The organism is Bowmanella sp. JS7-9 (genome assembly GCF_004329715.1).
In the GTDB taxonomy this organism is placed as follows: Bacteria; Pseudomonadota; Gammaproteobacteria; order Enterobacterales; family Alteromonadaceae; genus Pseudobowmanella; species Pseudobowmanella zhangzhouensis.
In genome coordinates, this window is sequence record NZ_JXSY01000018.1 from 384,661 (window position 1) to 405,871 (window position 21,211).

Annotated in this window: 16 protein-coding genes; 11 read left to right on the forward strand and 5 right to left on the reverse strand. The window is 51.1% G+C overall.

The genetic code is table 11. The annotated features are described in order from the left end of the window. The 8 genes from TK45_RS11245 to TK45_RS11280 all read left to right on the forward strand — a co-directional run bounded on the left by TK45_RS11245 (position 1) and on the right by TK45_RS11280 (position 9,116). Positions 1-1,227: a hypothetical protein gene (locus tag TK45_RS11245; RefSeq protein WP_131258785.1), complete on the forward strand. Its 1,227-nt coding sequence runs from the start codon at positions 1-3 to the stop codon at positions 1,225-1,227. 62 nt (positions 1,228-1,289) lie between these two features. After that, positions 1,290-2,675: an SH3 domain-containing protein gene (locus tag TK45_RS11250; RefSeq protein ID WP_131258788.1), complete on the forward strand. Its 1,386-nt coding sequence runs from the start codon at positions 1,290-1,292 to the stop codon at positions 2,673-2,675. After that, entirely contained in the window at positions 2,672-3,775 is a 1,104-nt protein-coding gene (locus TK45_RS11255; protein WP_131258791.1) for a dipeptide epimerase, read from the forward strand. The genes TK45_RS11250 and TK45_RS11255 overlap by 4 nt, the downstream gene beginning before the upstream one ends. Next, complete coding sequence (locus TK45_RS11260; RefSeq protein ID WP_131258794.1) at positions 3,763-4,524, forward strand: L,D-transpeptidase; 762 nt, start codon at positions 3,763-3,765, stop codon at positions 4,522-4,524. Before TK45_RS11255 ends, TK45_RS11260 begins: the two co-directional genes overlap by 13 nt. 2 nt (positions 4,525-4,526) lie before the next feature. Beyond that, entirely contained in the window at positions 4,527-6,113 is a 1,587-nt protein-coding gene (locus TK45_RS11265; protein ID WP_131258797.1) for a sodium:solute symporter, read from the forward strand. Next, positions 6,110-7,003, forward strand: coding sequence for a BadF/BadG/BcrA/BcrD ATPase family protein (locus TK45_RS11270; RefSeq protein ID WP_131258800.1), 894 nt, complete (start codon positions 6,110-6,112; stop codon positions 7,001-7,003). The genes TK45_RS11265 and TK45_RS11270 overlap by 4 nt, the downstream gene beginning before the upstream one ends. Continuing rightward, positions 7,003-7,941: an N-acetylmuramic acid 6-phosphate etherase gene (gene murQ / locus TK45_RS11275; RefSeq protein WP_254426596.1), complete on the forward strand. Its 939-nt coding sequence runs from the start codon at positions 7,003-7,005 to the stop codon at positions 7,939-7,941. The genes TK45_RS11270 and murQ overlap by 1 nt, the downstream gene beginning before the upstream one ends. Beyond that, the gene (locus TK45_RS11280) at positions 7,938-9,116 is read left to right on the forward strand and encodes an exo-beta-N-acetylmuramidase NamZ domain-containing protein (RefSeq protein WP_131258802.1); all 1,179 of its coding nucleotides are present in this window, start codon (positions 7,938-7,940) and stop codon (positions 9,114-9,116) included. Before murQ ends, TK45_RS11280 begins: the two co-directional genes overlap by 4 nt. Here TK45_RS11280 and TK45_RS11285 read toward each other — a convergent pair. Continuing rightward, entirely contained in the window at positions 9,090-9,935 is an 846-nt protein-coding gene (locus TK45_RS11285; RefSeq protein WP_131258805.1) for a MurR/RpiR family transcriptional regulator, read from the reverse strand. The two genes, TK45_RS11280 and TK45_RS11285, sit on opposite strands and share 27 nt — an antisense overlap. 163 nt (positions 9,936-10,098) lie before the next feature. Then, positions 10,099-11,928 (reverse strand): glycoside hydrolase family 3 protein, encoded by a 1,830-nt coding sequence (locus tag TK45_RS11290; protein ID WP_254426597.1) that lies wholly within the window; start codon positions 11,926-11,928, stop codon positions 10,099-10,101. 503 nt (positions 11,929-12,431) lie between these two features. Here TK45_RS11290 and pbp4b point away from each other — a divergent pair. Next, entirely contained in the window at positions 12,432-15,014 is a 2,583-nt protein-coding gene (gene pbp4b, locus TK45_RS11295; RefSeq protein ID WP_371414272.1) for a penicillin binding protein PBP4B, read from the forward strand. After that, positions 15,004-16,572, forward strand: coding sequence for a serine hydrolase (locus tag TK45_RS11300; protein ID WP_131258808.1), 1,569 nt, complete (start codon positions 15,004-15,006; stop codon positions 16,570-16,572). Before pbp4b ends, TK45_RS11300 begins: the two co-directional genes overlap by 11 nt. 36 nt (positions 16,573-16,608) lie before the next feature. On the opposite strand, the gene TK45_RS11305 is transcribed toward TK45_RS11300, so the two are convergent. Both TK45_RS11305 and TK45_RS11310 read right to left on the reverse strand, forming a co-directional pair. Then, complete coding sequence (locus TK45_RS11305; protein WP_131258811.1) at positions 16,609-17,337, reverse strand: 16S rRNA (uracil(1498)-N(3))-methyltransferase; 729 nt, start codon at positions 17,335-17,337, stop codon at positions 16,609-16,611. 3 nt (positions 17,338-17,340) lie between these two features. Beyond that, complete coding sequence (locus tag TK45_RS11310; RefSeq protein ID WP_131258814.1) at positions 17,341-18,123, reverse strand: M48 family metallopeptidase; 783 nt, start codon at positions 18,121-18,123, stop codon at positions 17,341-17,343. A gap of 130 nt (positions 18,124-18,253) precedes the next feature. On the opposite strand from TK45_RS11310, the gene TK45_RS11315 reads away from it, so the two are divergent. Beyond that, positions 18,254-19,876, forward strand: a complete 1,623-nt coding sequence (locus TK45_RS11315; protein WP_131258816.1) for a hypothetical protein — start codon at positions 18,254-18,256, stop codon at positions 19,874-19,876. 43 nt (positions 19,877-19,919) lie between these two features. Here TK45_RS11315 and metK read toward each other — a convergent pair whose 3' ends face one another. Beyond that, on the reverse strand, positions 19,920-21,065 hold the full coding sequence (gene metK / locus TK45_RS11320) for a methionine adenosyltransferase (RefSeq protein ID WP_131258819.1): 1,146 nt from the start codon (positions 21,063-21,065) through the stop codon (positions 19,920-19,922). Between the last annotated feature and the right edge of the window lie 146 nt (positions 21,066-21,211).

The following is a 21,211-nucleotide window of genomic DNA, read 5'->3' on the forward strand; positions in this document are numbered from 1 at the left end:
ATGCGCAGCATATTGGTAGGTTGTTCGTTGGCGTTTGTCAGTCAGTTGCTTTGGGCGAATGCTGAATTTGATGAAGCCAGATTAAGTCTGAGCCCACCGCAACCCGCTGATCACTCCACGCCATTTATCAGTTGTCCGGTTACCTCGACCGAGCGGCAGGACTATACCAGTAGTGCCCAGGCCCAATACCAGCAATCAGGATGGGAACAACGCATCAGCCTTGCACGGGACTTTTTCCCGACACAGGAGGATAGCCGCATTCTGATGATCGACATTGCCCGGCGCGAGGGCGAGCCGGTCTATCGATATTTGTCTGATGGAAAAGAAGATCAGCTTTACGAGCCCTGGAGCTCTTCAAAAATCATGGCCTTCACCGCTGCGGTCAGTCGGCTGCGACGTGACACATCGGCATCACCTGTTTTGGTCGGGCAGGTAGCGCTGGGAGATCTGATTACCAGTCTTAATTCCTACGCATCGTCCGGTTTGGCGGACGGTGACTCAAACGCGATCGCTACCTATTTTCTGAATGTCGCCGGGCGGGATGAAGCGACGGCGTTGCTGCACGATAATTGGTTAAAGCTGGCCAATCCGGCCGTTCGTCTGCGCGGTGCTTATGGCAGCGTGGCGTTTGCGCCAGAGCCCAATGTGTGGTTGGCCGGGGGACAATCTCATAAGCTATCAGCGTATCAGCAAAGTAGCGATGATCCCGGATTTCAGCCGTATCGATGTGATACGTGTGGCTTAACCGGCAACAAACCGCAGACGACCCTGGCTCAGGCAGAGGGATTACGACGTTTAGCGATGTTCGATGACGAGCCTCAAACCCGTCCGCCCGGCTTGACGCGCGCAGATATCCTCACCCTGCTGTACGGTGATAAGCCCCATCTTGATGGGGGCATGATGGCTGGTATTAGTCAGCTCATCCATACCGGATTGGCCACGCATTTACCCACAGTGGGGGATGCGAAAAGTAAATTGGATGCCGTGGCACCGGGATGGCGTGTTTGGCAAAAAATTGGTTGGGGGCCGAGCGAAACCCGCGGGGCGGGGGAAATGGTGATGCTCGCCCATATTTGTTTGCCGGCTTATCAGGGAGGCAGGGCGGTGACTCTTGCTGCACAGGCAAGTTATCCTGATGCGACGGAGGCGTCGGTGTATCAGGCTGCCCGCATACTGCAACGCAGACTTGACGATGCCTTTGGACGTTGGTTACGAATTGAACATTGAAGACTTGTAAAAATAAAATATTCCAACATAATCAATCAAAAACAAATAAAGAATTATAGTTAATGTCTAACCGTACTGTTGCCTGGTGGCTAAATCTTGCTGCGCTGCTGTTGTCCTGTGCAGGGCACGCGGCTGAGAACTCGTTAAAAACAACAGATGTTCCGTTAGTGAAAGAGAGCCATCTTCGGGCATCTCATTGGATGGGGAATGCTGAGAGTGTGCTGATGACCACTGAGCAAATACAAGCTTTTAACCAACAGTTATTCCAGCATAATCCATATATGCAACAACCCCTGCAGTTGCCGGATAGCCTGAGTCGTGAGCAATTGCTGGCAAAAATTGAATCTATCAGTGCTATTCCTTCCAGTGCGCGTTTCTACCCGGATGGTCGGCAGTTGACGGAGCAGGACTTTGCTAATTATCGCGCCATGTTGAATCTTGCTGCGGTCCAACAGCACAACCCGATTCAGTTTGGATTAGTGGTCAGGCGCAGTGCATTGCGCACCTTTCCCACCTCAGACAGGGTGCTGAACAGTGAAATGGATGCCGATCTGGATCGTTTTCAGGAGTCGGCTGTATTTCCTGCGGAACCGGTGGCCATATTACATCGCAGTGGTGATGGTCATTGGCTGCTGGTACAAAATTATCACTATATCGCGTGGATGCGTGCCACAGATGTTGCTATAGGTGAGCGCGACGAGATACGTCAATACCATCAACAATCCGATACATTGGTGATCACCGGTGCGCGGGTATTTACTGCCTTTGTGCCGCAACAGCCGCAAATTTCGCAAGTGCAGTTAGACATGGGGGTCAGGATCCCACTGGTGCAGGATGTGCCGGTCGACGTGCATGGTCAGAATCCCTATGCCAGTTATGTCGTATCCCTACCGGTGCGCAATGAGTTCGGACGTTTGGTTTTTGCAACAGCGCTGATTGGTAAAACCCAGGATGTCCATCGGGGATACCTGCCTATGACCCGGGATAATATCTTAGCGCAGGCATTTAAATTTCTCGGCGAGCGCTATGGCTGGGGGCACGATTATAATGGTCGTGATTGCACCGGATTCATCGGTGAAATATATAAAACGTTCGGTCTGCTAATGCCGCGCAACTCCGGGCAACAGGGGCAGGGTGAATACGGGTTAAACTGGCGTTTTTCGCCCAACAGCGCCGAGCGTGTCACCCAACAACTGAAAGCCCTGCAAGTCGGTGATCTGATTTATATACCCGGCCATGTGATGATGTATATCGGTGAGGAAGATGGCCAACCCTATGTCATTCATGATGTTAAAGGCCTGGCCTATCCGCTGGCCAATGGTGAATTCTATCGGGGCACGCTCAATGGCGTGTCGGTTACACCTGTTTTACCGCTGCATCTTAGCCCGACTACCCGATATATTGACCGCGTATACGCCATCAAACGTTTAATGGACGTTACACCATGATTATCCGCAAGCTCGAGTTGGCGTGGCTGCGGGTGCCGCTAATTACGCCTTTTAAAACCGCCTTGCGCACGGTAGACGCGATTCACGATCTCGTGGTGATTTTACATGGTGACGGCGGGAAGCGAGGATTCGGTTCTGCGCCATCCACACCATTAATCACTGGCGACACCCACGCGTCGGTCATTGCCGCCATTGAACAGGTATTGGTAAAAGTGGTGGTAGGTCGCGATATCGCAGACTTAACCCTGCTGTGCCAGCAAGTTCAGTGGGCTATGCCGCACAACAGCAGTGCCAAGGCCGCGCTGGAAATCGCCATGTATGATCTGGCTGCGCAGGACATGGGCTTACCACTTTATAAAATGCTGGGTGGACAACATCCCCAACTGACCACGGATATCACCATCAGTGTCGATCATCAGGCTAAAATGCTGAGCGATTGTCAGGCCGCACTGGCGAGAGGCTTTACCACCCTGAAAATAAAGGTCGGCCGCGACAGCCAGCAGGATTTGGCCAACATTCTGGCAATTTATGGGTTGGTCGATGGACGCGCCAGCCTGCGACTGGATGTCAATCAGGGGTGGACAGAAGCGCAAACCATTGCACATATGCAACAGTTGGAAGCCGAGGGGGTTGAGCTGGAATTGGTCGAGCAACCGGTGGACTATCGGGATATCGAGGGCATGGCAAGAATCTGCCGTGCTATATCCACGCCTGTGATGGCAGATGAAAGTGCGTTTTCTGTGGGCGATGTGCAGCGCATCATTGCCCTTCAAGCCGCAGATATTATTAACATCAAGCTGATGAAAACCGGTGGGATCAGTCAGGCGATTGCGATTGCAGAATTGGCTCATGAGCATAATTTACCCTGTATGATGGGCTGTATGCTTGAAGGCAGTATCGGTGTGGCCGCCGCGGCGCATTTGGTCAGTGGCTACAGTGACAGTATCAGCCTGATCGATTTGGATGGCCCTACGCTGGGCAGATTTGACCCGGTACTGGGCGGTGCAAGCTTCGATAATGCCAGCATTGAATTGAGTGACCAGCCCGGACTGGGTATTGAACATATTCAGGGATTGGAGGAGTTTAGATGTTTCGAATAGGGTTCTGGCTGCTGTTATTGGGCCTGCAGGGTTGCGTGGGGCACGGTTTGCAGCATAACCAGACGATGCTCACTGAAACCGGTCAGCTCGTGGTGGTCGTCGCCGACCATTGGGATTCACCCGTTGCGCAAATGTATACCTTTCAGGCAAATGGGTCTGGCTGGCAAGCGACAGATATAACAGGTGACGTAAATATTGGTCGCAATGGCCTGGCCTGGGGGATAGGTTTGCATCCGTCACAAACGGGATTACACAAGCAGGAAGGTGATGGCCGTGCGCCGGCAGGAGTCTTTGCATTAGGTGATGCGTTTGGCTATCTGCAATCAGTTAATACCGGGCTGAATTATGCGGCTATGCAAGCAGGGGACTATTGCATCGATGTGAACGGCTCGCCCTATTACAACCAAATTGTGAATCAACAATCGGTGGGTGATGCGGTCGTGGCTGAGTCAACCGAACCTATGCGTCGGGACATTCATAAACAGCAGAATATTTATAAAAAAGGCATTGTGGTTCAGCACAATCCGGCCAATTTATCTGGCCAGGGCAGCTGTATATTTATGCACTTGTGGTTTGGGCCGAATGTTGCGACAGCAGGCTGCACATCTATGCCTGAAGCGCGCATGGATGCATTGTTACATTGGCTGGATGCCGGTCAGAATCCTCGTATGGTGCTATTGACACGGGATGCCTATCAAAATCGGCGAATTATTTGGGGCTTACCCCAATTGCCTGGAGATGAGAAGTAACCATGCAGCATTTCACAAGTCTCGATTATCTGGTTTTTGCCGCATACGGTTTGCTGTTACTGGTTAGTGGCTGGTGGTTTAGTCGTGCCCGGGCTGTCAGTAGCAGTGACTATTTTTTGGGTGGCAAGACCATGCCGACCTGGATGGTGGCCATTTCTGTGCTGGCCACGTCGCAATCTGCCGCAACATTTCTGGGTGGTCCTGATCAGGGCTATCAGGGCGACATTAGCTATTTAGCGACCAATTTGGGTGCGCTTGTCGCCGCACTTTTTGTTATGCGTTTTTTGATCCCACGCTTTTACCAACTCAAAGTGTTTACCGTCTATGAACTATTGCAACAACGCTTTGGCAGTGCGGCTAAAACGCAGGCTGGCCTGATGTATCTGTGTGGACGGGTATTTGCCAGCGGAGCCCGCTTATATATGGCGGCTTTGGCGGTAGCGATGATCTTATATGGCAACATTCAGCCAACTTCAGTGATGGCTGCCATTGGTATTCTGGCGATTGTGGGTTTGTTATATACCGTTATCGGCGGTATTCGCAGTGTGATTTATTCGGATGTTATTCAGTGTGCAGTTTACGTGTCCGCGGCGTTGGCTGTGGTTTATTACCTGTTGACGAATATTCCACTGACGTTCAGTGAGATGCTTGATGCATTGCAGCACACCCCGCAAGGCACGTCGAAGCTTGCGTTGATCAAGACCAGTTGGGATACCTCGCCGGCTGGCGTATTTAATTTGTGGTCGGTATTCACTGGCTTTGTATTGCTCAATATTGCCGCGTTTGGACTGGATCAGGATATGACTCAGCGGGTACTGACCTGTAAAAACGCTCGGGAGGGCAGTAAAGCCATGTTGATGTCGGTGATTCTGGTGATCCCGGTGATGGCGTTGTTTATTCTGATCGGGTTATTGCTCTATCTGGTTTACCAGCGTCCTGACCTGATGACTAACGGCAACGAGCCCGTATCTCAGCTATTCGAAGGCGAGAAAATCACCATATTTATGTATTACCTGCTGCACGAGATCCCAGCGGGCATTAAGGCGCTGGTGACAATTGGCATCATTGCCGCCGCGTTGTCGACCCTCAACAGTGGCCTCAACTCCATGTCTTCGGTGTTAATTCAGGATCTGTATCGTCCATGGCGCGCGCGGCAGGGTAAGGCGTTGGACGAATCGCAGGCGGTGTTTGCCGGGCAATGGGGCATGGTATTAATGGCGCTGTTACTTGGTTTGATGGCGGCACTGTGTTTTTACTGGCAACGCTATACCGATATGCCGTTACTGAATTTTGCCCTGAGTGTCATGGTGTTTTCCTACAGTGGTTTATTGGGGGTGTACTTTACGGCGTTATTCACGCGTCGTGGCAGCCCCCGCTCAGTGTGGCTGGCGTTGTTGGCGGGATTTCTGTCAACCCTGTTCTGGCAGCCCTATGTGCAGGCATTGTTGTTACCCGAGCACTGGCAAATGAATATTGGATTTACCTGGCAACTGTGTATCGGCACGCTGGTGTCGTCGACCGTATGTTTACTGGGCTGCAGCGAAAGTGCTAGCATCCGTCGCCCTGCAGGGAATGAGGTAGTCTCATGACAAACCATAACACATTAATTTTAGGTATAGATGGCGGTGGCAGTAAGACGCTGGCGCGTTTGTGCGAACCTGACGGCCAGATAGTGGCAGAAAAAGTCGCCGGCCCCTCATCCCTGACCAACAACCTCGACAGCGCCTGTACTTTGTTACGCCGATTGATTGATGAACTGTGCCTGGAAAACGCGGTTAACCCTGCGCAATTGCATGTAATGGCCGGTCTTGCCGGCGGTGGCAGCACATCCCGGGTGAAGCATTTACTGGCTCAGTTGCCGCAGGATCTTGCATCTGTACGCATCGCCACGGATGCGACGACTTCGTTATATGGTGCAAACAATGGCAAACCTGTGTGTATCGTTGCACTGGGTACCGGATCTGTGGCCGCACGATTAAACAAAGATGGCACCGAAACCTTGCAGGGCGGCTGGGGATTCATCGCCGGCGATGAGGGTAGCGGTGCAAAATTGGGCCTCAGTGCCGTAAAAGCATTACTGCGGGAGATTGATCGATATCAACGCCCTTGCAGCGCTTTGGGCAGAGCGATTGCATCAGTGACGGGGGATAGTCGTACGCAATTACTGGGCTGGATTGCCGAGGCGAACCCTGCCAGATACGCGGCATTGGCTCCACGGGTGTTGGCCGTCGCAGATCTGTGTGCGGCAGCACAAGAAGTGGTCGCCCAGCACGTGAACGCAGTAGTGAATATGATCAATGATATCTGCGAAGGGAATAATTACCCTGTGACCTTATTGGGTGGACTTGCCAGCGCTACTTACGCATGGTTACCCGCGTCTGTGCAGAATGTATTAACAGATCCTGTCGGCACCTCTTTGGATGGGGCGTGCTGGCTGGCAAAGCAGCAGCTGCTGTCACAACCTTCTCAGGTGAGCTAATGATGCAAAAAACCGCAACCCGTGACGCCTTGATTGAACAGCTTGGGCATATTGTTTCCGAGGGACAAAATCCTGATACGTTGGATATTGATCTGCTTGATACCCATGCACTGCTGGTCAAATTAAATCAGGAAGATTTTAAGGTACCTCAAGCGGTAAAGGCTGCACTGCCGCAAATCGTGCAGGCAGTGGATACGATTGTCGATGCCCTGAAAAGCGGCGGCCGTCTGTTTTATATTGGCGCTGGCACCAGCGGCCGTTTGGGGGTGCTGGATGCAGTTGAATGTCCCCCTACGTTTAGCGTTTCCCATGAACTGGTGCAGGGCGTGCTGGCGGGTGGTGAGAAAGCCATGTTTAAAGCGGTAGAAGGCGCAGAGGATAACGGCGATTTGGCTATTCAGGATCTGCGTGGCAGAGAGCTGACGGCGCGGGATGTGGTAGTAGGCATTGCCGCTAGCGGTCGCACACCCTACGCCATTGCAGGCGTTGAATATGCCGCTTCGCTGGGCTGTCGCACCATTGGTATCAGTTGTTCACCGGATTCTGCATTAGGCCAGGCATCCCATATCGATATTGCGGTCGTCGTTGGACCTGAAGCATTGACCGGCTCTACCCGAATGAAGTCCGGCTCTGCCCAGAAAATGGTGCTGAATATGTTAACCACCGCCAGCATGATTCGTCTTGGCAAAAGCTACCGTAATCTGATGGTGGATGTGAATGCCAGTAATGAGAAGTTACGTGCCCGGGCGGTGCGGATTGTCATGCAGGCAACCGATTGTGACAAACACACCGCCAATGAGGCACTGGCCGAAGCCGATAATAATGCCAAGCTCGCCATTTTACTGGTGTTAACCGGGGTCGGTGCTGAGCAGGGTAAGAAGATGTTACAGCAGGCTAATGGCTTTTTACGTCAGGCGGTAGAGAGCAACGGCCGATGAGAGGCTGCATCGGCATTCTCTGTGTCTGGCTGTTAGCGTTATGTCAGCCGGTTACGGCGCGTCCTGCTATTGAGATTGGGGCTGAGCGTAGTGCACTGTACCTGCCCATGCTAAAGGGCAAAGTGGGGCTGGTGGTGAATCAGACCTCGCGGGTTGGACAGCAACATTTACTGGACTATTTACTGGCACAGGGTGTGGATGTTCGCATGGTGTTTGCGCCTGAACACGGTTTTCGTGGCGAAGCCGATGCGGGAGCGCACATCAGTGACGGCGTAGATGAACGCACCGGCGTGCCTATCGTGTCGATTTATGGCCAGAATAAAAAGCCCGGCAAGGATGTCATGTCACAACTGGATTGGGTGATATTCGATATTCAGGATGTCGGGGCACGCTTTTACACTTATATCAGCTCGATGCATTACATGATGGAAACCGCCGCGGAAAATCATGTGCGTTTTATGGTGTTGGACAGACCCAATCCAAATGGTAGTTATGTGCGCGGCCCGATCCGTGAGGACGCCTTTACCTCATTTGTGGGGATGCATCCTATTCCGCTGCTGCACGGCATGACAGTGGGAGAACTGGCACAAATGATTAACGGTGAAGGCTGGTTGGCCGGGCACGTTCAGGTTGATCTGACCGTGATTCCTATGCGCCACTATCAACGTTCGCAACCCTATTCCTTGCCAGTGTCCCCAAGCCCTAATTTGCCAAATGATAGCGCAATTGCCTTGTATCCTTCATTGTGCCTGTTTGAACCCACAACGGTTAGCGTTGGACGTGGTACGCCCTTTCCGTTTCAGGTTATTGGTCACCCGCAGGTTGCTTTAGGACCGTTTGAATTCACCCCTGTGTCGGGCGCTGGCGCGGCTAAGCCGAAATGGCAGGACACGGCATTGCAGGGTATCGATTTACGCCAGTCATCTATTCATGGGCTGGATCTGACTTTGCTGGTATCCACTTACCAAGCCATTACAGCCAAAGGCTTGCCGTTTTTTACCTCAGAAAGCTTCTTTGACAAGCTGGCGGGTACCGACAAACTGCGTAAAGCGCTGGTTGCCGGGCAAAGTGCCGGCCAAATCGAGGCTAGCTGGCAGCAGGGCGAAGCGCACTTTATGCAGCAACGGCAACCTTATCTGTTGTATGACTTAATTGCGTCTGAAATCGCCAATTAACTGGTTAGTTTTCTCCAGCATCTTACGGCCTGTTCGTGATGATTGCGTGATAGCGATAAACAGAATATCGATCACAAATTCCTGAGCCGTGCGGGCCAGAATCGAAGATAAACGTACGGACTCTTTCTCCGCCACAGAATACAGTTTCACGCTGGCACAATCTGACACCGGGTTTGCTGCATACTGGGTGATACTGACGACAGGGCAGTCGTTGGCCTGAGCCTGCTGTACGGCTTTAATTACCTCGCGCGTTTGACCTGACTCTGAAATCGCTACGACCAGATCGTCCTTACCAAACGTCGCCACATAGGCCAACTGAGCATGGCCGTCTGGCTCTGCAATGGCCGCCATGCCGAGCTTTTGCAGCTTGTAAGAAAAGTCTTTACCAACCAGTGCTGACCCCCCCAATCCGATGATCAGAATACGCTTGGCAGCTTTGAGCAAGCTGACAGCCTGTTCGAAAGCCTCGGCGGTATTGAGGTTTTTGGTTTCAGTCAGCACCGCCATCTTACTTTCCAGTAACTTGGCGGAAATTTGCGCTAGTGAGTCATTCAGGGTGACCTTGCTATGCAGGCGCACATCACCAGTTTCGCTGTTTAGTGAGTCTATAACGCCGAGTTTGAATGCAGGGTAGCCTTTAAAGCCCAGTTTTTGTGCAAATTTAACAACGCTAGACTGACTGACCCCGGCAATGCGCGCTAATTCCACTGACGACAATTCACGAATGACGTTGGCAGAGCTTAAGGTAAAATCTGCCAGTCTGGCTTCACTGTCCGAAAAGGTATCCCGTAATGCTTTGAGTTTGACAAATACCGACATATGGCGCCTTTTTTTAATAATTTATTATTCGCTAATTTAACTACTATTCGTGACAGTTTGATGGCATATCTCCAGTAAAATAAGCCTTAGCCACTGATTTATTGCTGCAATTTTACACAGTTATTAATGTTTATGAATATTATATTGAGTTATTTGATGGTTATTATTCCTGCGTTCTTTGCCAGCTAACCGGAGAGGTACCATGCGCTTGTATCTCGCCAAACAACACTTTTGCAAGCGCCAGATAACTGGGATTGGCTTCAGGGATGTGTGGATCCCGTATGCGGTAGTCATAACTGGTTAAGACAGCATCAACCAGGCCATTGAAACGTTCTGTCTGATAGGGCGTACGCAGATTAATCAGCACCACAGGTTTTCCTGCTGTTTTAGCTCGCTGCATCCATTGCTGTATGCTTTGCCATTGATCTGCTTTGCTGGCGCGCTGGCGCCAGTTTTCCAAATCATCCATACCGCCCAATTCCGCCAGGGTTTGTGCCGGGAATACGTCAGCCACAATTAATGCATCAGCAAATGCTGCAGGTGGTGTAGGTTGCTTTTCTTTGTTTGCGATTGACGCGCAGCGAACCTCAAGACCCGGACGGGTGCGTGCCATCGCCGCTTGCATTGCCTCACATTTTTGCTGATCCGGCATGAGTAAATCTAACGACTTAAGCGCAGGTGATAAAGGCAATACGCCCTTGTTGAGATTCATCGTAATCGCCGCATCGGCAATATTTTGCTCCAGTAGTCGGCTCTGTTGGCGGTTCAGTATTTGATTGGCGTTTGCTACCTGAGCATCGATTGGATTGGCATTAAATCTCAGGGCGGATTTGGCCGTAGAAATGCGTGCCAACGAGGCTGTCAGTTCATCGGCAGACAGTCGCTTGTCAGTATAAGCATCCGCTACGGCTTGCAGAAATTGCTTAAAATCACGGATATCTTGCGGTGTGCGAATGGTGTAAGGCATTAACGCAATGTCAGCGCCCGCTGCAAATGTCTGAATGGTTGCCTCGACTGGTGAGAAAAACTGACTGATACCAGCCATATCCAGTGCATCGGTAACAATTAATCCTTTGAATCCCATCTCATCGCGCAATAAATCGGTGAGGATTGCCCGTGACAGTGTCGCTGGTAACTCAGTGCTTATACCGTCTTTATTTACAAAGGTGCGAGGTTCCAGCGCCGGGTATTGAATATGTGCGGTCATAATCATGGCTGGGTTGCCTTGCTCAATCGCATAACGAAAAGGCAACAGATCAATGTTTTCAATGCGTTGTCGGTCATGTTCAACTCGCGGCAGTCCGATATGACTGTCGACGCTGGTATCACCGTGACCCGGAAAGTGCTTCAACGCACTGAGTACACCTGCTTGTTCAAAGCCCTGGGATTGGGCCAGGCCAAGCCGCGCAACCAGTTTGGGATCTTCTCCGTAGCTACGCACATTAATAACCGGGTTGTCTGGATTGACATTCACATCCAGCGTTGGCGCGAAATTCACATTGAATCCCAGCGCACGAAGCTCTTCACCAATCACATTGGCACTGGCTTTGGCTAAAGCGTTTCCGTGTGTGGATTCACTGGCACCCAGCGCCATATTGCCGGCAAATGCAGTACCCACTCCGGCCGGCAATCGCATCACGCGGCCACCTTCCTGATCGATAGCAATAAAAAGCGGCCCGTGGCCAGCCACTTTTGCCTGCTGTTGCAATTGATCATTCAGACGCACAATTTGTTCAGTGGATTGCAGATTTTCGGCGAACAGAATCACGCCCCCGATACCTGTGTCGCGAATTAACTGTGCCAATGGCAGAGGCAAGTCAGTGACAGGCTGGGTACATTTTTCGCCTTCTGCGATGCCCTCAGGGCAAAAGTAACGAACGTCCAGCATGATCTTTTGTGCTACGGGAATTAAATAAGGCTGCTCGTCTGTGCTAACACAGCCAGACAGTCCTGTGAATGCAGCCATCGATGTCAGAATTAGGTGTTTATTCATCATCTCAGAAACTAAATTTGCGCGGCAGTTGCGCCGCATTGTAGGGAGTTAACTGGCAAATACCAGTGACTTAGCGCTTAACACCAATGAGCTATGGCAGACTGTATGGAGCTTATCATCTGTCCTGCCGACGCGTCTCGACTCTGTCAGCACGGAGCTGGATGGAAATGGATGGTTCCTGTTCACAATGTCTCCTGGTGTGTTTCTCATCGCTCAATGGGGTTGCGCACCACTTTGGTTAATTAACCAGCTGGGCAAAAATTAATCAAGAATAATTTATGACTTTTAATAAACTTATTGTAAATTAAATATTCTAACTCATTGTCGCGATAATTAACCAAATGAGTATTGGCATCGGGCAGGAATGTCTGTTGTTTGCAAATTCGTTAAGTTGATGAAATAAAAGGTTAAGTGGTGAGTTTTTGTGGTGCGGCCAAGCGCGGGGTCAGGCACCCTGTTAAAAATAAAGTATTCATAGCGTAGATTAACTGGGGAACATACAAGTGAGACAACTTGTGATAAACCACTCGGGATTTTGGCGTCTGATTAGCTCAGTGGTAGGTGGCGCCGGATTAATATTAGCCGGTTGTACGTCCTTACCAATGGAATCGATGCCTTCGGCCAATTTCAGCGAGCGGGTCAAGTTTTTGGTTTTACATTATACCGCGATTGATTATGCCGATAGTCGCCGGGCTTTAGTGGATGCTGGCGGGCTGAGTGCCCATTATCTGGTGCCTGAAAGTGGCGACAGCAGTTACGCCGAACAGGAACTAAAAATTTATAAGCTGGTGGATGAAACGCAGCGCGCCTGGCATGCGGGCAATAGTTTTTGGCAGGGTCGTGAGGATATCAACGACCAGTCCATTGGCATTGAAATCGTCAATGTGCCTACCTGTGTCAGTGATGCCAGACCACAGCCGGAGATTGAGTCTTCTCACACTACTGCTTTGGTGGAAACGCCGGATTCGCCCTTGCCGACAGAAGACCCTTATCTACCCGATGTCGCTGAGCCTGCTAAGTTTGTGGAGGTCTCGCCAATTCCTGCACCTGAACGCAAGCTATGTGTTTATCCGGATTATGACCGTAAACAGATTGCACTATTAATTGACTTGATACAGGGAATTTTGGCCAGAAATCCGGACATTGGTCCGACCCAGGTGATTGGCCACGCGGATATTGCCCCGGGGCGTAAGCAGGATCCCGGTCCTCGTTTCCCGTGGTTTGAACTCTACAAAGCGGGTATCGGCGCCTGGTATGAACAAGAGACGGTACAACGCTATTGGCAACAATTTTCCAGTGCACCTCCCTCTGTTGGGCTGATTCAGTCAGCGCTGCGCGCCTATGGCTATGAGATCGCTGAGACAGGTATCTATGATAAGCAAACCACGGATGTGATAGACGCATTTCAGATGCACTTTTTGCCCTGGCAGGTAAGTGGCCGTGCTGATGCGCAAACGGCGTCCATTCTGTTTGCCTTGCTCGAACGTTATTTTCCATCCAAAGCGGAAAAATTATTTGCACGGTACCGTCCACAGGATAGCGCGCCAGCGCAGCTCTCTTTGCGCTTTGGGCAAATTGATGAAGTGTTTCCCGAGCCGGAAGATCAGCGCAGTGAGCGGCAATTGGTTAATGATAAGCGTCCATTTTTTGCCTACGCCGGTCGTGGGGAGTTAATCATTGATAACCGGGATGCAACCTCAGCAGAGATTCTGATCAATGACCAACTGATTAATATCTCGACTCCCTTATCGCCCCATCAGCATTACCGCTATGATTTGGGGCGCCGCACTCGTGATGGTGTCAATACGTTGGAGGTTCGCAATGTGCAGCCAGAGGGGGCTAGCCTGACGATTAGAGTTCCTTATCCAACCCTGGCGGCCAAGACAAGTAACGATAAGCGTTTTGCCAAAGTTGATGCGCTGATCAAACAGGAAGTCGCCGATGGTTTTCCCGGCGCGGTGCTGATGGTCATGCAACACGGCCAGATTATTAAGCACAGTGCCTATGGCTATCAACGCAAGTACGCCGATGGTGGCTCACTACTCCCACAGCCCGTGCCAATGACAGAGGACACGCTGTTCGATTTAGCATCCAATACCAAAATGTTTGCGACCAATCTGGCATTGATGAAACTGGTAAGCGATGGACGCCTGGATGTCAGCCTGCCAATTAGCCATTACTTACCTGAGTATCGTGATAATGGCCGGGATATTCGTCTGGTCAGGGATTTACTCACCCACAGCGCGGGATATGCACCTCAGGTGGGATTTCATACCCCGGATAACCCACTGGGCAAGCGTTTCTTTTCCCATGATGGGGATAAAACCCGCCGCTTACTAACTCAACATGTGCCTTTTACTTCGGGGCGCGGGCAGGGGCATGTATATAGCGATACAGACTATATGCTGCTTGGTGTGTTGATTGAGCGCATTGCCGGCGTGCCACTGGATGTGTATGTGGAGTCGCAGATTTACCATCCGTTACACCTGCACCATACGATGTTCAATCCGGTATCGAAGGGAATCATGCCGTCCCAGGTCGCAGCAACAGAAATTCACGGTACAACCCGCGCAGGGCGTGTTGAGCATCCGGGTATTCGTCATTATGTGTTGCAGGGCGAAGTACATGACGAAAAAGCCTGGTATGCCATGCAGGGCGTGGCGGGGCATGCCGGTTTGTTTTCTAACGGGGAGGACATGGCGGTGTTGTGCCAGTTACTGCTTAACCGTGGTGGCTATGGTCAGCAGCATATTTTCGACCCGGGTGTATTGGATATGTTTTTAAGCCCGGAAGTAGACAATGCCACATACGGTCTGGGTTGGCGTCGGGCTGGCAATGGGCAACAACGTTGGCATTTTGGCGCCTATGCCAGTCCGCAGGCTTACGGACATACTGGCTGGACGGGCACTGTGACCGTGATAGACCCTGCATATGATCTGGCGATTGTGTTACTGAGCAACCTGCGCCACAGTGACATCGTAGAAGACGAAGAAGGCAACGCTGAATTTGTCGGCAAGCAATTCGAAACCGGCAAATATGGCAGTATCGTGACCCTGATTTATGAGGCGCTGCTAAATGGCAAATAAATATAAATGGTTGTGGCGTTGGCCTGTTTTATCGGCTGTGCTTTGGTTGGTCTCTGCAGGCTGCGCGTGGGCGACGGGCATGACAGATGCAGAACTGGATGCGCTGGTGGAGCGGGCCAGACAGACGTTTAATGTGCCTGGCGTGGCGGTAGCCGTGGTGCATCAGGGGCGTGTTGAACATGTTAAAGCCTATGGTATTCGCGATATCGACTCAGAACAGGCCGTCGATACCCAGACTTTATTTAAAATTGCCTCATTGAGTAAGGCGTTTAATAGCGCGGCACTTGCCACCCTGGTCGATGCCGGCAAGCTGGATTTTAATGCGCCGGTGCGCGCCTATTTACCCGATTTTACCTTGTACGATCCCTGGGTAACCGAACAATTCACGCTGGTGGATATGCTCACTCATCGCAGCGGTCTGGGGCTCGGTGCCGGTGATTTGATGTTATGGCCAGAGCCATCGGGATTCCGTCGCAGCGAGGTGGTGCACAACCTGCGCTATCTGCCCGGCGATAAAACCCAGTTTCGTACGAAATACGCCTACGACAACTTGTTGTATATCGCCGCAGGACAAGTGCTGGAAGCCGTCAGTGGGCAAAGTTGGGAAAGCTATGTAGAGGAGCAATTGATGCGCCCGTTGGGCATGCAGCATTGTGTGGCAGGCGATATCCCCACAGAACTGCAGAATAACGTGGCTACCCCGCACAAAATGGTTGAGGGAAAACTTGCCAGAGTCGTGCGAGAGACTGCGCCTGGTCCATCCGTGTCGGCACCGGCAGGCGGGATCCGCTGCAGTATTGCGGATATGGCAAAGTGGACCCAGATGTGGTTGGGACAGGGCAAGGCGCTGCTTTCGGCACAAGTGAAACACCAGTTGTGGCAGCCATACACCCTGATGTCGGTCAGTGAGCGGGAACAGCAACAGGATAATACGCACTTCGCAGCGTATGCATTGGGTTGGCGACTGCATGATTATCACGGTACGTTGCGGGTACATCATACCGGCGCACTGGCCGGAATGCGGGCGCATCTGAGCTTATTTCCGGAAAAGCAATTGGGCATTGTGGTGCTAATTAACCAAGGATCGACCAACGCCCGGCAGGCCATCATGCAAACACTTGCTAATGCCTATCTGGATGCCCCGCAGCAGGACTGGATTGCCTACTACCGGAATAAAGAACTGGCGCGCGCCAGCAATACCAGTGCTCAGCGCGAGTCGGTCGATGCCAGTTTCCCGCTTACCACAGTGCAGGAATATCTGGGGGATTATCAGGATAACTGGTTTGGTAACGTGTCTGTCACGTCAGAGCAGGGTAAGTTGATTTGGCAATCCGCGAAGATGTCACGCCTGCGTGCTGAACTGCAACCGGTCGCGCAAGATAAATTCTATGCCTATTGGCACGATCGCAGTATGCATGCCGATAGTTGGGTTATTTTTACCCGCGATGAACAGGGCAGGATCAAGGGAATGCAGATGGTGCCCTTCGATGATATTGACTGGAGTTTTGACTTCCAGGATCTGGATTTACGTAAAGTAAACAAAAGCGCAGCCAACTAGCTGCGCTTTTTTAATTTTGTTAAGTGGTTTTACCGCTTATAAATCACCGAAATGGCTTTGCAGGATGCTGATACTGGTCAGCGCGGCGGTTTCAGTTCGCAAAATGCGTGGACCAAGCAACACCGCATCGAAGCCTGCCTGCTCAGATTGATACACTTCCTGATCGGTGAGGCCGCCTTCTGGCCCAATCAGTAACCGGCAACCGGCCTGCGGCATGTGAATATCACTGAAACGCTTCTCCGAGCGGGGATCCAGTGTCAGGCGTATCTGCGAGGTAGATTGTGCCAGCCACTGGTTTAACTCAACGGGCGGATGTAACACTGGCAGCACGTTGCGCCCAGATTGCTCACAGGCACCAATAATAATCTTCTGCCATTGCTGGTGTTTTTTCTCCCAGCGCTCGGCGTTGAGTTTGATATTGCAGCGTTCGGTGATAAGCGGGGTAATTTCTGTCACGCCCAGCTCCACCGACTTCTGCAATACGAAATCCATACGGTCACCTTTGGAAATCCCCTGTCCTAAATGTATTGCCAGCGGGGACTCCGGGCTTAAACCCAGTTTGGCTTCCACCCGTGCGACGATCTTGCGTTTTTGGACATCAATGACCTGAGCAGGATAGTCATTACCATCGCCGTTAAACAGCACCAGAGGCTGACCGTTACGGATTTTAAGTACGGTAGCGAGGTGATGACAGGCATCTTCGCTGAGCTGAATATCAGTTTCAGCAGCCAGCAGATCGGGGTGGAAAACTCGGATTACGCGCATGGATTATTCACAACGTGGACGGTTACTACTACGCAAACTCAGGGCAACAGGCATATGCTCCTGCAGTTTCTCAATACGGCTGGCGGGCGCCGGGTGGGTTGATAACCACTCCATGGGGCGCTGACCACCACTGGCCGCATCCATATTGTGCCATAAATCCACAGCTTGCTGTGGGTTAAAACCGGCTTTGGCCATCAGTTCCAGGCCAATAATATCGGCTTCGGACTCATGAGTGCGGCTAAAGGGCAGTTGCACGCCGATCTGTGCGCCTAATCCTAGGCCCGCCATAATCTCCTGATTATGTGCCACATCGTTAGTTTTTAGTGCGGCATCGACCACTTGCAGGGTCAGTGTCTGTGCGGTGGCGATAGACATGCGCTCATTGCCGTGCTCCGCAATCACGTGGCCGACTTCGTGACCAATAACAGCGGCCAGCTGATCCTGATTTTTGGCTACATTGAGTAATCCGGTATACACGCCTATTTTGCCGCCGGGCAGGGCAAATGCATTTACCTGCTCGTCATCAAACACCACCACTTCCCATTCACCAGCAAACACTGACTGGGATACCTGCGCGGCGACATGCTTGGCAACGCATTGTACATAGGCGTTTTGTACTGGTTTATTGGCGATTTTTTGTTCCTGTTTCATGCCGTCGAATGCTTGTACACCCATGGCATCCATCTGATTACTACTGAATAACTTCAGTTGCGTACGGCCGGTGGGGGACTTGGCACAACCTGCTATCAGGGAGGCGGTGAGCAGGGCAAATACGATCTTTTTCATGTCGGTTCCTTGGCATTCGTTGAGTCACTATTGTGCGTTAATATTTTTTTTTGCTCCAGTCTCACTCAGCCATGCAGAAAGAAATGTTTATGACTAGATTTACACATGGTTGTAACAATAGGAGCAGGATTTGCCATTTACTGTTCAGGAAACCCGTGAAATTTCCATTCTGGTTGTGATGCCCGAACCCCATTTAAAACAGGTGGTTAGGGCATTGCGGAATTGGTCATTTGTAAATATTAAAGCCAGTGAATGCACCGATATCATCCACAATCAAAACCACCAGGATGTCCAGGTGGCGATTATTCATGAATGTTTGCCTGCTGGAGAAACCGCGCGTGAATTGATTCGTCACGTGACAATGCATAACGCCCTGCCACCCTGGTGCAAATTTATTATCAGCGCCAGTTCACCGGAGCCATTACTGAGTAGCCTGCCTTATCGTTTTTTAAGTACAGAGGTGATTGACACGCCGGTTAATGATGACCAGTTAGACATCGCTCTGCGCCACACATTGGATGCGCTGAAATCATTGCAAAATGTGGTGTCTACATTACAACAACAGGATCCGCGCGCCATTTTACAGGCAGTTAAACAAGCCAAATCTAGTGCCGTGGAGGATAAATTACAGGAAAACCTGAATTTGATACTGGTGCGCATGCTGTTTATCAATGGGCATGTGGATAAAGCGCTGGAAATGATTGAGCAGATAGGTGGCAATGATGGCTTAAATGGCATGGCGTTTATTTTGTATCTGATCGCCGAAAATGAGCGCTTAGATGCCTTACTCAGCGCCCAAATTACCGGTGCAGCGTTTCAGGAAAAGGCGTTCAGTTATCAGATATTGCTGGATGTAAACCGACATGATTTGGCCGCCGCGGAACAGACTCTGACCAAATTAACAAAAATCAGCAATGATGCCACCACCATGCAATTACAACTGGTGGTTGAATATTGTTTACACGGTCTGTCACGCGCACAAACCTTATACAACACATTAAGTGCGGCTGCCGATCCTCAACAAAGCAATAATTACCCACGGCAGGCATTAGAATTCGCCTACAAAGTTATCAATTTATTGTGTTTGATCGATAGCGACAGGAAAAAAGAAGAAGTACAGCTGGCGCGTGGTCATCTGGCGGAGTTTATCCAACAGAATAAGGCCGGAGAGCGTGGTTTCTATTATCAAAAGTATTCGGTGTTTATCAATTTATTGTTATTGGCTTTGCAGGAGAATGCGCCGGCAGAAAAATTACGTACTCATCTAAAAGAGTTGCACGCTAAGACCGCGCGTCACCCGAATATTGTGGTGCAATTATTACAGGCAGCCTGCGCTGTGGTGCTGGGCATGCGAGATATCACCCTGACCTGCCTGGCGCGGGTTGACGGGTTGGTATCGGCATTGGAACCCTGTCCGGAATTGATCAATATCGAAATTGTCTGGCAACGGGTGATGCAACGCTTAGCCGGGGTGGATGGCGACGCTCGCTGGTATGGCGAAGTAGCGAAGGTACTGCAAGCGCGCGGCTTAAATTACCGGGCAATGCGCAGGGTCCATTACGCGGTAGCACAGGCGCCGGACAATCTGGACCTGAAGCGTTTGATGGCTGAAATCATGGTGCAGTTACGCCGTAAAGAATATCAGGGAGTCAGACTCAGTGAGTTGCTCAATTATCTGAACGAGCATGGCTCCAGTGACCAGAAAAGTCAGGTTCGGCAGTTACAGGTGCGGGTAGAGCAAACGTTTGCTTGATCAAAAAAGCCGCTCTGTTGAGCGGCTTTTTACTGATTTACGATTAAAGTGAAGCGCGCAGGGCTTCGGCTTTGTCGGTCGCTTCCCATGGGAATTCTTCACGGCCGAAGTGGCCGTATGCCGCCGTTGCTTTGTAGATTGGGCGCTCCAGATCCAGCATTTTAATCAGGCCGTATGGACGCAGATCGAAGTTTTCCCGCACCAAATCAACAAGTTTGTTTTCACTGATTTTACCGGTACCGAATGTTTCAATACTGATTGAGGTTGGCTCCGCGACACCGATTGCGTAAGACACCTGAATCTCACAACGGTCAGCCAGACCAGCTGCAACGATATTTTTCGCCACATAACGCCCCGCATACGCGGCGCTACGGTCAACTTTTGACGGATCTTTACCTGAGAATGCACCACCGCCGTGACGCGCCATACCACCGTAGGTATCCACGATGATCTTACGTCCGGTCAGGCCGCAGTCACCCATAGGCCCACCGATAACGAAGCGGCCAGTGGGGTTGATAAAGAACTTAGTCTTGGCAGTTAACCACTGCGCGGGCAGGGTTTTCTTAATGATTTCTTCCATCACCGCTTCACGCAGGTCAGCCGTACTGATGGAATCACAATGTTGGGTAGACAATACCACTGCATCGATGCCCACTGGCTTGCCGTTTTCATACACGAACGTGACCTGTGATTTTGCATCGGGGCGCAACCATGGCAGGGTGCCATCTTTGCGTGCTTCTGCCTGACGTTTAACCAGTAAATGAGAATAGGTAATCGGCGCTGGCATTAACACATCGGTTTCATTACTGGCATAACCGAACATCAGGCCCTGATCGCCAGCACCCTGATCTTCTTCACGCTCGCGGTCGACACCCTGATTGATATCAGGCGATTGCTTACCAATGGCGTTTAATACTGCGCATGAGTCTGCATCGAAACCCATATCAGAATGGGTGTAGCCGATTTCACGCACGGTGCTGCGGGTCAGCTCTTCGATATCCACCCAGGCATGGGTATTAATTTCGCCGCCAACCAGCACCATACCGGTTTTAACAAAGGTTTCGCACGCCACGCGCGCCTTGGGATCCTGAGTCAGGATTGCATCCAGCACCGCGTCAGAGATCTGATCGGCGATCTTATCCGGATGGCCTTCAGAAACAGATTCAGAGGTAAAAATATGTGTTGCCATGGTATTTCCTAAAAACAAGAAGCGAGGCATAGCCAAGCATAATGGCGGCAAGTTTAACGGATGGATGAGCGCTTTGCCAGTATTTCCGTCTAGACGTCTAAAAGTCCATCTGTTAAGTTTTGCTGCCAGAATGCAAAACGCAGGTG

What these genes read in the sequence shown, in the direction of transcription:
- TK45_RS11285 (WP_131258805.1), bottom strand. Translation starts at nt 9,935, where the DNA reads ATGTCGGTATTTGTCAAACTCAAAGCATTACGGGATACCTTTTCGGAC.
- TK45_RS11280 (WP_131258802.1), top strand. Translation starts at nt 7,938, where the DNA reads ATGAGAGGCTGCATCGGCATTCTCTGTGTCTGGCTGTTAGCGTTATGT.
- TK45_RS11245 (WP_131258785.1), top strand. Translation starts at nt 1, where the DNA reads ATGCGCAGCATATTGGTAGGTTGTTCGTTGGCGTTTGTCAGTCAGTTG.
- TK45_RS11290 (WP_254426597.1), bottom strand. Translation starts at nt 11,928, where the DNA reads ATGAATAAACACCTAATTCTGACATCGATGGCTGCATTCACAGGACTG.
- TK45_RS11260 (WP_131258794.1), top strand. Translation starts at nt 3,763, where the DNA reads ATGTTTCGAATAGGGTTCTGGCTGCTGTTATTGGGCCTGCAGGGTTGC.
- TK45_RS11300 (WP_131258808.1), top strand. Translation starts at nt 15,004, where the DNA reads ATGGCAAATAAATATAAATGGTTGTGGCGTTGGCCTGTTTTATCGGCT.
- TK45_RS11265 (WP_131258797.1), top strand. Translation starts at nt 4,527, where the DNA reads ATGCAGCATTTCACAAGTCTCGATTATCTGGTTTTTGCCGCATACGGT.
- metK (WP_131258819.1), bottom strand. Translation starts at nt 21,065, where the DNA reads ATGGCAACACATATTTTTACCTCTGAATCTGTTTCTGAAGGCCATCCG.
- TK45_RS11270 (WP_131258800.1), top strand. Translation starts at nt 6,110, where the DNA reads ATGACAAACCATAACACATTAATTTTAGGTATAGATGGCGGTGGCAGT.
- TK45_RS11310 (WP_131258814.1), bottom strand. Translation starts at nt 18,123, where the DNA reads ATGAAAAAGATCGTATTTGCCCTGCTCACCGCCTCCCTGATAGCAGGT.
- murQ (WP_254426596.1), top strand. Translation starts at nt 7,003, where the DNA reads ATGATGCAAAAAACCGCAACCCGTGACGCCTTGATTGAACAGCTTGGG.
- TK45_RS11305 (WP_131258811.1), bottom strand. Translation starts at nt 17,337, where the DNA reads ATGCGCGTAATCCGAGTTTTCCACCCCGATCTGCTGGCTGCTGAAACT.
- TK45_RS11250 (WP_131258788.1), top strand. Translation starts at nt 1,290, where the DNA reads ATGTCTAACCGTACTGTTGCCTGGTGGCTAAATCTTGCTGCGCTGCTG.
- TK45_RS11255 (WP_131258791.1), top strand. Translation starts at nt 2,672, where the DNA reads ATGATTATCCGCAAGCTCGAGTTGGCGTGGCTGCGGGTGCCGCTAATT.